At 67.7% G+C, this 12,294-nt stretch carries 9 protein-coding genes and 1 pseudogene; 6 read left to right on the forward strand and 4 right to left on the reverse strand.

The genetic code is table 11. The annotated features are described in order from the left end of the window. Nucleotides 1–122 precede the first annotated feature (122 nt). The 4 genes and pseudogenes from IFT65_RS13800 to folE form a co-directional block, all read right to left on the reverse strand. Complete coding sequence (locus IFT65_RS13800; RefSeq protein WP_192081917.1) at nucleotides 123–3,497, reverse strand: SbcC/MukB-like Walker B domain-containing protein; 3,375 nt, start codon at nucleotides 3,495–3,497, stop codon at nucleotides 123–125. Between the two features lie 16 nt (nucleotides 3,498–3,513). Further along, nucleotides 3,514–4,104, reverse strand: a pseudogene (locus IFT65_RS13805) (DUF4194 domain-containing protein); the annotation flags it as partial. Nucleotides 4,105–4,201: 97 nt separating this feature from the next. Then, the gene (locus tag IFT65_RS13810) at nucleotides 4,202–5,671 is read right to left on the reverse strand and encodes a DUF3375 domain-containing protein (RefSeq protein WP_188325510.1); all 1,470 of its coding nucleotides are present in this window, start codon (nucleotides 5,669–5,671) and stop codon (nucleotides 4,202–4,204) included. Nucleotides 5,672–5,765: 94 nt separating this feature from the next. Then, nucleotides 5,766–6,377, reverse strand: a complete 612-nt coding sequence (gene folE, locus IFT65_RS13815) for a GTP cyclohydrolase I FolE (RefSeq protein WP_188325511.1) — start codon at nucleotides 6,375–6,377, stop codon at nucleotides 5,766–5,768. Nucleotides 6,378–6,537: 160 nt separating this feature from the next. Here folE and IFT65_RS13820 point away from each other — a divergent pair, with 160 nt between their 5' ends. From IFT65_RS13820 to IFT65_RS13845, 6 genes are all read left to right on the forward strand, one after another. Next, the gene (locus tag IFT65_RS13820; protein WP_192081919.1) at nucleotides 6,538–6,993 is read left to right on the forward strand and encodes a MarR family transcriptional regulator; all 456 of its coding nucleotides are present in this window, start codon (nucleotides 6,538–6,540) and stop codon (nucleotides 6,991–6,993) included. A 100-nt stretch (nucleotides 6,994–7,093) separates the two neighbouring features. Next, nucleotides 7,094–7,303 carry a DUF1656 domain-containing protein gene (locus IFT65_RS13825; RefSeq protein WP_188325513.1) on the forward strand — a complete coding sequence of 70 codons (210 nt, stop codon included), beginning with the start codon at nucleotides 7,094–7,096 and terminating at the stop codon, nucleotides 7,301–7,303. After that, complete coding sequence (locus tag IFT65_RS13830) at nucleotides 7,300–8,214, forward strand: efflux RND transporter periplasmic adaptor subunit (RefSeq protein ID WP_192081920.1); 915 nt, start codon at nucleotides 7,300–7,302, stop codon at nucleotides 8,212–8,214. The genes IFT65_RS13825 and IFT65_RS13830 overlap by 4 nt, the downstream gene beginning before the upstream one ends. Before the next feature lie 5 nt (nucleotides 8,215–8,219). After that, complete coding sequence (locus IFT65_RS13835; protein ID WP_192081921.1) at nucleotides 8,220–9,686, forward strand: efflux transporter outer membrane subunit; 1,467 nt, start codon at nucleotides 8,220–8,222, stop codon at nucleotides 9,684–9,686. A gap of 5 nt (nucleotides 9,687–9,691) precedes the next feature. Then, nucleotides 9,692–11,734, forward strand: a complete 2,043-nt coding sequence (locus tag IFT65_RS13840; RefSeq protein WP_192081922.1) for an FUSC family protein — start codon at nucleotides 9,692–9,694, stop codon at nucleotides 11,732–11,734. Between the two features lie 98 nt (nucleotides 11,735–11,832). Further along, nucleotides 11,833–12,231 (forward strand): hypothetical protein, encoded by a 399-nt coding sequence (locus tag IFT65_RS13845; protein ID WP_192081923.1) that lies wholly within the window; start codon nucleotides 11,833–11,835, stop codon nucleotides 12,229–12,231. The last annotated feature ends 63 nt before the right edge of the window (nucleotides 12,232–12,294 follow it).

Here is a 12,294-nt window from a genome sequence, read left to right on the forward strand (position 1 = left end):
AGGTCGGTCGGGGCGCATGGCCAAGAGCAGCCGACTGAAGTCGGCTCTACCTGGGCATCATGCAGCGCGGCCTGTGTCAGGGCCGCGAGGTCGGTCGGGGGTCATGCAGTGTGGCCTGTGGCTCAGGCGGGTTCCGGTTCGCTGGCCTGCTGGCGGCTGCGTTCGGGCAGCTTCAGGCGCTTGCCGTCTTCGTCGTACTCAATCAGCAGCACGCCGGAGTCGTGGCGGCCGCTGATTTCGACGAAGCAGGCGCCGCCGATGAAGGGCTCCAGCGTCATCACCGATTTCAGCGGCGTGGCCACCACCATCTGGAAGCCGAAGTTGTCGAAGATGTTCATCGCCAGTGCGGTGAACTCGTTGTCGGCCTTGTCGAAGGCCTCGTCGAGCACCACGGCGGCGTAGCTTGGCAATTGCCCGTCGGCACCGCCCAGCTGGTAGCGCAGGGCCGCCGCCAGGCAGGTGGTGGCCAGCTTCTGCCGCTGACCGCCGGACTTGCCGGCACCGCTGCGGTAGATCTCGACCTGCTGGCGCGTCGCCGCGTCCAGTTCCACACCGATGAACTCGACGTGCATGCGCACATCCAGCACCAGCTCGCGCCAGCGCTTGTCCTCGCCTTCCTGCGAACCCAGGCGGTTGACCAGCACGCGCAGCACGGCGAACTGGGCTTCGGCCAGCTCGCGCTGTTCGGTCTGCTGCTGGGTCAACACCTCGCGCAGCTGATGATGGAACTCCAGCACTTCGGGCAGGCGACGGTCGCTGAGTTCGATGGTCAGCAAGGTCCCGCGGTTGAACGGCACCTGTTCCAGGCTGGCGTTGACCTCGTCCAGGCGCTGGCCGATCGACTTGCGGGCTTCGGCACTGTGTCGCTGCAGCGCAAGCAGATTGTTCTTGCTCTGGTTCTGCAGCAGGTCGAAGAAGCGTTCCTCATGCTGCGGCAGGCCGTCGCGCTCCAGGCGCTCCAGGCGCGCGAGGAAATCGTCTGCCGACGCCACCGACACCGTGAAGTCACCGGATTCCTCCGGCCAGCCCTGCACGAAGCGGCGGAAGCAGCCGAGCAGCTGGTTTTCCACGCGGTTGACGTCCTGCTGCGACGACGACAGCGCTTCGTTGAGTGAATTGCTGACCTGGCGCATGTGCGCTTCGAGCGTCTCCAGGCTCAGTGGGCCCAGTGCATCCAGCCGTGCCTGCAGGCCGGCTTCCTGTGTGCTGCCCAGGGCGGGCAGTATCAAGGCGCGACTCTGCTGGCGGGCACGGTCCAGCCGGTCGCGCTCCTTGACCAGTTGGCCGCGCTCCACCCGGGTGTCTTCGTAGGTGCGGCGTGACTGTTCGATATCCGCGCGCGCGGCGTCGATCTGGCGGGCCAGCTTTTCCAGATCGGCATTGCCTTCACGCAGGTCGCGCAGGGTGGCTTCGATGTCGGCCAGGCGCTGCTGCGGGGTCGCGATGTCGATCTCGTTCCAGCTCATGCCCACCAGTTGGTGGCACGCCAGGCGGCGATCGTTGTCGAGGTCGCGCTGCGCACGCAGGCGGGCGACGTCCTCGTCACAGCCCGCGATGCGCAGGGCAAGCTCCTGCGCTTCCTTCTCGTACACCGCCAGCTTGTCGCGGTTGTTGAAGCCCAGCAGCCAGCGGCGGCGGTCGGTGACGGCGCTGCGGTCATCCTTCTCGAAGCGGTCGCCCGGGTGCTTGACCTGGCCTTCGCGGGTGATGCCGCGTTCCACGTTGCGCAGCTGTCGGGCATCCACGCACTCGTAGTCGAAGCGCTTGCCCAACTCGCGGCGCAGCCAGCCTTCGAAGACGTGGTCGCGCAGCTCCAGCTTGTGCAGCAGCGAGCGCGGCGACGGGTCGCGGGCAAACGCCTCGTCGTTGCGGCGCACGCGGTAATACGTGAAGCGCATGCCGAGGTGGGTACGGTTCACCCAGTCGGCGACTTCGTTGTAATGCTTGTCATCGACCAGCAGCGACTGCGCGAAACCGAACAGGACGCGCTCGATCGCGCCCTGCCAGGCGAGGTCGTCCTGCCCTACCTGGATCAGTTCGCCCACGAAGGGCAACGCCGCTTCCGGCAGCCCGGTCTCTTCGACCAGTCGCGCACGCAGTTTCTGCAGCGGCGCAGGGATGCTGGAGGTGTTGCGCTGCATGGCATCGAGTTCGGCACGCACATCACCGAAGCGACGCTCGTCATCGCGCCGCCCCCCCAGCCGTTCGCTGATCGCATCATCCAGCGCCGATGAGGCGCGCTTGCGGTCCAGCAGCTCGTTCGATGCGTGCTCGACCAGCTCGGCAAAGCCGTGGGCATCGTCGGGCAGGGCCTTCTGCAGCTGCGCTGCCGCCTCGCGGGCCTGGGCCAGCTTCGCATCGCGGCGGTCACGCTCGGCTTCCGCACGCCCCTGCTCGCGTTCCAGCTCCTCGATGCGTTCGCCACCTTGCTGGCGGCGCTGCAGTTCCAGCTCACCGAGTTTGGCCTGGTGGTTGTCCAGCGCTGCGCGCCGCTGCGATTCCTCACCCAGCAGGCCGCGGTCACGGGTATCCAGCTCGCGCAGACGCGCGTCGATCAGCTGTTGCCGACGGGTCTCACGGAAGCTGTCGATGCCCAGCTTGAGCGTCTCATCGTCGGCACGCCGACGGTTCATGGCCTTCAGTTCGTTGTAATGCGCGCGCGCCGGCGACAGGGTTTCGACCTGGCGACGGGCGGTGACCACGGCTTGGTGCGCGCCGTCCAGTTCGGCGAAGTCGTTGACCAGCCGCTCGGCCGCGTCGAAGGTCTTCGGCGTGTCCAGCATGAAGTCGCGCAGGAAGACGTTGAGGTCACCCAGGTTCTTCGCTGACTGGGTCTTGTGCAGCAAGCGCAGGGCCATCTCGTTGTCGATGCCCAGCAGGTGGCGGAAACGCTCGGCATAGCCGGCGAAGCTGTCGAAGTGATGCACGTCGGCGAGCTTCTGCTTCAGCTTGCGCAGGTCCAGGTCGAAGCCGCCCAGATCCTTGGCGACGTCGAACGGACGTTCGGCCACCATGTAGTGCTTGCGCACATCGGCGGCCGTGGTGCCGTTGCCGGCGATCCAGAACAGGCGCACCAGGCTGACCACGCGGCCATCGCCACTGCGATACTCCAGCACCACGGCCGTCCAGGTAGCCCCCTTGCGCAGGTATTGGGTGGCGATCTCACCGGTGCCGCGGTCCTGCTGGTCGGCCCATGCGCCGCGCACGTACGACACCAGGTTGCGGTCGCGGCCACTGCGTTCGGCTTCGCGCGCCGCCGCGTTGAAGTCGACGATCGCCGGCGGCACCAACAGCGCCGACATCGCGTCGAGCAGCGTGGACTTGCCCGAGCCGGAACGGCCGACGAACAGGAAACCGCGCTCGGCGATCGGCACTTCGGTGAGGCCGTTGAAGGTGCCCCAGTTGTGCACCTGCAGGCGGCGCATGCGGAACTGCTGCTGGCGCGCGTCGGGCTGGCCTTCGGTGAACAGGGCGGGGGTGTGCTTGGAAATGGCCATGGCGTGCTTCCGTGGTTCAGGCTTCGGCGGCCGGGGTCTCGCGCAGCTGGCGGTACACCGCCGACAACGCCGAAACGTCCTCGGCCGAGAACAGCAGCTTCAAGGCCGGCGACACTTCGTGGCGGTCTTCCTGGCCGGCAAGGCGGGTCAGGATGTGGTTGTCTTTCATCTTCTGCACGGCACTGGCGACGCGGCGGTTGAAGCCGGCGCGGTCGGTGGACAGGTTCTTCTCATAGACCGCCAGCGCTTCGGCCATCTCGGCGTCGGCGACGACCGCGCGATTGCCGCGCGCATCGGCCTCACCCAGCTGCTGCCGCAGGTACAGCAGCAGCACCGAGTCGATGAAGGTCAACGGCGAGGTGCGCAGCAGGACCGGCGTATCCAGATCTTCGGTATCGGCCTGGCGGGTGAAGGCGACGCCGCTTTCGCGGTCAAGCACCAGCTCCAGGAACAGGTCGGCCAATGCGGTGCGCAGGGCGGCTTCGTTGCGCAGCAGCGCCGGCCACAACTTGGCGTGGCGCTGCTGGTCGATGCTCGGCCCGATCAGCAGCTGGCACAGCGCGCGGCGCGCATCCACCGGCAGACGGCCGGTGTCGCCCAGATACAGCACGTCGTTGCCACGGCGCGGCAGCGGAGTCACCACCACCGGCTCGGCGTCGTGCGGTTCTTCGTCCCGCCCCAGGCCTGCGGTGTCGATCGGATCTTCATTCCAGCTCATGGCGTTTCTCCTGGGTGAACCAAACCAGCGGGATGCGGGCGCGCCGCCAGTGACCGTCACCACCGCGCCAATGCGCGAGCTCCTGCTCGCCTTCGACGACGCGGCCGAAGCGCGTACCCAGCGACAGATAGCCGATGACGCTGCCCAGCCCCTGCGGCGCTTCGCGCTGAGACAGGGCCTGCGCAATACTCAGCTGCGGCTGCATGCCCAGCAGGTCGTGCAGGTCGCGGCGCAGGGTGCGGAAGTCGATTTCCGAGGAAGCCACCAGGTCGCCGACGCTTTCCAGGCTGATCGCCGCGATGTCGTTGCGTTGCACGCTGCCATCAACCTGCGCGCTGCGCGGATCGTGCAGCTTCCACTGCGACCACGAACGCAGGCGGGTGGTGGTCAGCTGCAGGTCGCGGCCGATGGCGCGCTGTGCGGGGAATTCATCGCGCAGCGCCAGCGCCTCACCCTGGGCCTGCTTGAGCAACTGGTTGAGGCGGCGCTGCTCCAGGTAGCCGCGGCTCTGCACGAACCCGCGCAGGCTGCGCGCGAAGTGCTGCAGCACGTCGTGCACCTGGCCACCGCGCTCGAGCATGGTGCCGGTGAACCCGCGCAGGAAGGCACGTTCCTGGCGGTCCAGCCGACGCGCGAAGCCACGCGCGAGCACGCTCTCCAGCGCGGCGTCGAGCTGCGCACTCTGCTCTGCGTCGTTCAGCAGTCGCCAGAAGGCCTGGAAGCTGCGCCCGGCGTCACTGTCACCGATCACATCCACGCCCTCGAACAGCTTGGACAGCACGTCGCCACGCTCACCCTCGTCGTCGATGATGCGCTCGCGGAACTCGCGGTTCAGGCGCTCGAAGTCATCGCGGACGCGGCGGAAATCTTCAGTCAGTTCGTCGGCCAGGCCGATGATCTGGCGGGCCCGCTCCAGCGCGCGCTTGCCGTCCAGCGCAGCGACACGGCCCTCGCCGACCCGCGCGATTTCCGCGTCGATGCGATCGCGTTCGTCGCGCAGCGCGGACAACCGCGCATCGGGATCGGCTTCAGTCTGCGCGGCCAACTGGGACAACTGGTTGATCACCAGCGCCAGGCGGCTTTCGGTGGCGGCGACGCGGCTCTGCTCCAGGCTGTCGGCAAAGCGGATCGCCTGCAGGGCCTGGGTGGACAGTTCGTACTGTTCCTGGTCGGCGCCTTCGGGCAAGCGGCGCTCCAGCCAGCCCTGGGCGAGCCAGTGCGCCACGTACGCCTGCGCGGTGCGCGGCAGCTCACGGGACAGTTCTTCTCCATTGAGCTGGTCCAGCGCACGCTGCAGCCGCTCGTGCAGGACGGCGGCCGGCAGGGTGCGCTCGCCGTCCATCAACAGGGCCTGCAACAGGCCGATGATCTCCGGGGCGTGGGCGGCGGCCAGCAGCTTCCACTGTGGCTGCTCGCGCAGGTGACGGTAACGGATGATGCGATCGCGGTGCTTCATGCAGCAGGAGGATCCGGAAAGACGGTCAGCGGCAGCCAGGTGTGCAGCTGGAACGGTGCCCGCCATGACGGCAGGCACCGGGCCGGCGACCTGCTCAGCGCTTGCCGCCGACTTCGATGAAGCGCAGGAACTCGGCGCGGGTGCGGGCATCTTCGCGGAAGCTGCCCAGCATCTTCGAGGTGACCATGCTGACGCCCCGCTTATGGATGCCGCGGGTGGTCATGCACTCGTGCGCGCCTTCCACGACGACGCCGACACCGATCGGCTGCAGCACGTCCTGGATGCACTGGGCGATCTGCGCGGTCATCTTTTCCTGCACCTGGAAGCGGCGCGCGTAGGCTTCCACCACGCGTGCCAGCTTGCTGATGCCCACCACTTTGCCGGCCGGCAGGTAGCCGACGTGCACCCGGCCGATGATCGGCGCCATGTGGTGCTCGCAGTGGCTTTCATATTCGATGTCGCGCAGCACGATCAGCTCGTCGTAGCCGGCGACCTCTTCGAAGGTCCGCTCCATGTAGGCGCGCGGATCATCGCGGTAGCCACTGAACCAGTCGCCATAGGCTTCGGCCACCCGTCGCGGGGTGTCCAGCAGGCCTTCACGGGTCGGGTCTTCACCGGCCCAGCGCAGCAGGGTGCGCACGGCCTCTTCGGCCTGCGTCTGGCTGACATCGCCTTGCGGCGCCTTGGAATTCTTGTCGTTGCTCATTGCGGACGGCTTCCCGGATGGGGCGAGCATGGTAGCCGACCGGAAGGCGGATCGTCCGGGACCCCGTTGCTTTTCATGCAGGAAGAAAGCGGTGGCATGAACAGAAAGCGGCCCTGTCCTATTGATAGTCATGAAATTAGTAGTATCCTATCTATCTGCCATGAATGATTCCCTCGACGAACGTACCCGGCTGCAGATGCAGCTCAGCTCCGGCCTGCTTCAGTCAGGGCGGCAATGGCAGCGCTTGGCCGATGGCACGCTGGGCAGCTATGGCATTTCCACCGCCTGCACCATGCCGCTGCTGATGATCGGCCGCTCGGGCGGTGGCATCCGCCAGGTCACCCTGGCCCAGCAATTGGGCCTGGAAGGCCCCTCGCTGGTGCGCCTGCTGGACAAGCTGTCGGCCAGCGGGCTGGTGCGCCGTGAATGCGATGCCAGCGACCGTCGCGCCAACCTGCTGTGGCTGACCGATGCCGGCCAAGCGCTGGTCAGCGAGCTGGAAGAGAAGCTGATCGGGCTGCGCCAGGACGTGTTCGGCGAGCTGTCCATGGAAGAACTGCGCGCGGTGTTGAAGGTGTGGCACCTGCTGGCCGCCGCCGTCGATCGCATTACGTAAGTGCTGCACTCCCGGGCGACGCCGCTGCCGTGCAGACGCCAGTGGCTTTCGCCCGTTGCTGTTGATGTCCCTCCCCCGTATAGAAGCCAGATCCCTGCCGATGCCCGGTGAATTCAGTCTCCATGGCGTGTTTGTCCCGACCCTGCTCGGGCTGATGCTGGTGGCCTATGTGCTCAACAGCGGCCTGCGCGTGCTGCTGCAGCGCAGTGGCGCCTATCGGCTCGTCTGGCACCCCGCCCTCTTCAACCTGGCCCTGTACGGCATCGTGCTGGGCGGGTTGTTCCACCTCCTGCGTTGGATGCAATCGTGAACAAGATCGTCAAGAAAGCCCTGCCGCCGGTGCTGACCGTGCTGGCCGTGATCGTCGCGCTGCTGGTGCTGCGGCAACTGTGGGTCTACTACATGGACGAGCCGTGGACCCGCGATGCGCATATCGGCGCGGACGTCGTGCAGGTGGCCCCGGATGTATCCGGACTGGTTGAAGCAGTGGACGTGGCCGACAACCAGGCAGTGAAGAAAGGCGCGCTGCTGTTCGTGGTGGACCGGGCGCGTTACCGCATCGCCGTGGAGTTGGCGCGGGCGTCATTGGCCGAACGCCAGGCCGCGGTGGCGCAGCTGCGCCGGGAGATCGCCCGCGACCGCAGCCTGCAGGATCTGGTCGCCGGCGAAGATGCCGAAGTGCGCCGGGCCAAGCTGCAGGCTGCACAGGCCGCGCTGGCCACGGCGCAGGCAGCGGTGGACCTGGCCGAGCTCAACCTTGCGCGGACCGAAGTGCGGGCGCCGGCCGATGGCCAGATCAATGACCGCACCGTGCGCGTCGGTGACTACGTGACGGCCGGCAAGCCGGTGCTGGCCCTGCTGGACACCACCTCGTTCCGCGTGGATGGCTATTTCGAAGAGACGCGGCTGCGCGGCGTAGCGCCCGGCCAGCCTGTGGATATCCGGCTGATGGGTGAAGACGTGGCGCTGGTCGGCCATGTCGAGAGCATCGCCGCCGGCATCGAGGACCGGTACCGCACGGCGGGAAACAGCCTGCTGCCGAACGTGACCCCGGCCTTCGACTGGGTGCGTCTGGCCCAGCGTATTCCGGTACGCATCCGAATCGATGCCGTACCCGATGGCGTGCAGCTGATTTCCGGCCGCACTGCCACGGTGACCATCAACGTGAAGGGCCACACGAAGGACACCGCTGCCACGGTGCCGGCGCGGGCCGCGCTGTGAGCGCGATGGTGCATACGCTGCGCCGCGTGGCGCTGGTCGTCGCGCTGACCGGCCTGGCGGCGTGCCGCACGGTGGGCCCGGATTACGCCGTGCCCGAGGCCTCGGCCCTCCATCGGCCGCAGGCCAACGATGCTTTCATCGATACCGGCAACCCCGAGGTGGCCGCGAATGCCGACCTGCCCTCGCGCTGGTGGTCGTTGTATCAGGACCCCACGCTGGACGGCCTGGTTGAACAGGCGCTGCGGGACAACGTCGAACTGAAGGCCGCCGACGCGCATCTGCGGCGCGCCGCTGCCCTGTACGAGCAGGCGATGGATGCAGGGGGATTCGAGTACGAAGCAGAAGCCGGTGTCAGTCGTGCCCAGCTGTCTGCCGAATCGTTCCTGCTGGAGCACGAGCTGCCGCCGATCAACCTGGCCGACGGCAAGTTCGCAGTGAGCTATCAATTCGATCTGTTCGGCAAGCTCAGGCGTGGTGCGGAAGCGGCGCGCGCGGACGAACAGTCGGTCGCCGCAGCGCGCGATATCGCCCGCATCACCGTGGTGGCCGAGGTCGCCGACAACTACCTGGACATCTGCCACGCCAATCATGAGCTGCAGGTGGCCGCGCATTCGCTGCAATTGCAGCAGCGCGGCCGGGAGGTCACCGAGCGCCTGATCGCCGCCGGTCGCGGTACCGCCCCGGAACTGGCGCGCGCAAATGCCCAGGTGGCGCTGCTGGAAGCCGCGCTGCCGCCGCTGCAGGCCAAGCGCCAAGCGGCGGCGTATTCGCTGGCGGCGCTGTTGGGGCAGACCCCGGGGCAATTGCCGCCAGGCGTGCTGGACTGCGCCCATGCGCCAGCACTGCAGCAGCCCTTGCCGGTCGGCGATGGCCGCGCGCTGCTGGCGCGCCGTCCCGATGTGCGTCAGGCAGAACGCAAGCTGGCCGCCGCGACCGCGCGCATCGGCGTGGCGACTGCAGCGCTGTATCCGGATATCCGCCTGGGCGCATCGGTCGGTGCCGCTGGCCTGCTGGCCGACTTCGGCGAGCCGCTCACCCAGCAGTGGTCGCTCGGCCCACTGATCTCGTGGACCCTGCCCTCTTCCGGTACACGGGCCCGCATCCATGCCACCGAAGCCGGCGCTGACGCCGCGCTGGCCGAGTTCGACCACACCGTGCTGCAGGCGTTGCGCGAAACACAGACCGCGCTGGATCGCTATGCGCAGGATCTGCGTCGGCTGCAGTCGCTGCAGGTGGCGCAGCAGCAGGCCACGCTGGCCGCCGCGCAGAACCGCCGGTTGTACCAAGGGGGCCGCACGCCGTACCTGTCCAGCCTGGACGCCGACCGCAGCCTGGCCACCGCCGACGCCACGCTGGCCGAGGCGCAGGCACAGGTATCGCGCGACCAGATCCATCTGTTCCTCGCCTTGGGCGGTGGCTGGGATGCCGGCGCCGATGCCGCGCCCGCCGCCGCACCGACAGCGGCGAGGTAGACCCGATGTCCGTGCTGCTGGACCGCCAAGGCTGGCTGTTCTCGATCAAGACCTTCCTGGCGTCGATCACGGCGCTGTACATCGGGCTGGCTGGCAACCTGTCGCGGCCTTACTGGGCGATGGCCACGGTGTACATCGTCAGCCAGCCGCTGCTGGGGCCCACGCGGGCCAAAGGCGTGTACCGGATCCTGGGTACGCTGCTGGCCGGCGTGGCCACGCTGATCATGCTGCCCCATCTGGTGGAGACCCCGCTGCTGCTCAGTGCGGCGATGTCGCTGTGGCTGGCCGGCTGCCTGTTCCTGGCGCTGTTGAACCGCGGCCCCCGGGGCTACGCCTTCCTGCTGGCCGGCTACACCACCGCCTTCATCGGCTTTCCTGCGGTCACCTCGCCGGAGATGATCTTCGACACCGTGGTGGCGCGCAGCGAAGAGATCATCCTCGGCACGGTCGTGGCGGTGTTGTTCGCTGCACTGGTGTTCCCGGCCTCGGTACGGCCGATGCTGAGTGGCCGCATCAGTCGCTGGATGGACGACGCGGCGCAATGGTGTCGGCAGATCCTGGAAGGCGGCCGCGCGCACGCACCGCGCAACCGGCTTGCCGCTGACCTGGTGCAGTTCGAGGCGCTGATCGAGTTCCTGCGCCGCGATGATCCACGCCATGCCGGCGCGGCCGTGTCGATGGCCCGCCTGCGCGAACGCATGCTGCTGTTGCTGCCCGTGCTGTCTTCGATTGCAGATCGGCTGGACGCGCTGCGTGGTCACGACAAGGCGCTGCCTGAGGATCTGCAGTCCGTCGTGGACGACACCCGCGAATGGCTGGTGGCTGACGATGCCACCGCTGCCGCTGGCCTGTACACGTCGCTGCGGGCACGCATCAGCGCATTGAAACCGCAGGTGGACGCTGACCTGCAGCGCCTGCAGCTGGCCACCCTGTTGCTGCGCCTGGAGGAGCTGGTGGACCTGTGGCAGGACTGCCGCATGCTGCACCAGGCCATCGAGCACGGCACGGCGCCGCGCGAAACGCCGCGTTACCGCATCCGCGCGCGCGCGGTGACCGACGCCCGCCACGTGGATTACGGCATGGCGCTGTTTTCCGCGCTCAGTGCCGGTATCGCGCTGATGAGCTACTGCGTGCTGTGGATCGGGCTCGGTTGGGAAGGCGGTGGCAACGGCGCGATGATGGCCGCCGTGGCCGCGGCGTTCTTCGCCGCACAGGACGATCCCGCACCGAGCATGATGTCTTTTCTGATCTGGGCGGTCGTGGCGAGCATCGTGGCCGGCATCTACCAGTTCGGCATCTTTCCGGCGGTGCACGATTTCGGCCTGCTGGTGCTGCTGCTGGCCGTGGTGTTCCTGCCGCTGGGCCTGCTGCTGCACAACCCGAAGACGATGCTGTTCGCCCTGCCGTTGACGGTGAACCTGGTGGCCCTGCTCAGCGTGCAGAACACGTACAGCGGCAACATCCAGGGCTTCGTGAACTCGGCCGTGGCCATGTTCATCGGCATCGGGTTCGCGGTGGTGATGACCCGGTTGTTCCGCTCGGTGGGCGCCGAGTGGAGCGCGCGGCGCTTGGTGCGCCAGGGCTGGGGCACGCTGGCCGAAGCCGCCGAAGGCCGTGGCCAGCAGGATCGCGAACGCTTCGCTGCGCGCATGCTGGACCTGCTGGGCTTGCTGGCGCCCCGGCTGGCCGCCACGCCGGAGGGCAGCGACATCGCCTCGGTGGACATGCTGACCGAGGCCCGCGTGGGGCTGAACATCCTGCAGCTGCGGCGCGCCCGGCTGGACCTGCCCGAGCGCAGCCGGGAGGCGGTGGAGCACATCCTGGCCGACATCGCGACGCACTACCGCCGCCAGGTTGCCGCCCGCCGGCCGGTACCGGGCGAGGCTGCGCTGCGCGAGCGGCTGGACGCCTCGCTGGCGCGGGTGGGCAGCGTGGCGGCCGGCAAGGCCCGCGATGAAGCCCTGATGGGGCTGGTCGGCCTGCGCTTCGCGCTGTTCCCCGCAGACCTGCCGGCGCGCGAAGGCAGCGCCGCGCTTCCTGCCTCGTAACCCGCCGGTCCTTTTCCGACGGTAGTCATCCCCCCGCAAGCACGGTCGCGCTACCCTGCGCGTCCGCGCTTGCTGCGCAACGTCAACAGGAAGATCCGATGAGCTACGACATGATGGTGTTCGACCCCGCCGTGGCACCGCGCGAAGCGGCTGCCTTCATCACTTGGTATGAGAAGCAGACCGACTGGAACGAAGATCATGACCACGATGATCCCAAGGTCACCACCCCGGCACTGCAGGCCTGGTTTGCCGAAATGGCCGAGCATTTCCCGCCGATGAGCGGCCCGCTGTCCGACGATGAGGACGACCGCGATGAAGTCACCGATTACAGCATCGCCGCGAACGTGATCTATGGCTCCTTCGACGACGCCGTCGCCGAGCGCGCGCATGAAATGTTCCAGGTGCTGGCACACCAGCACGGGCTGGGCTTCTTCGATGCGAGCAGTGATGAAGCGGCGATCGTGTACCCGGACGGCACGGTGCTGGTGCTGGAGTAAGCGGGTGGAGCACCTTGGTTTGACCGCTTTGGTTTGACTGCTTTGGTTTGACTGCTCTGGTTT

Source organism: Stenotrophomonas sp. CFBP 13725 (genome assembly GCF_014841935.1).
Taxonomy (GTDB): domain Bacteria; phylum Pseudomonadota; class Gammaproteobacteria; order Xanthomonadales; family Xanthomonadaceae; genus Stenotrophomonas.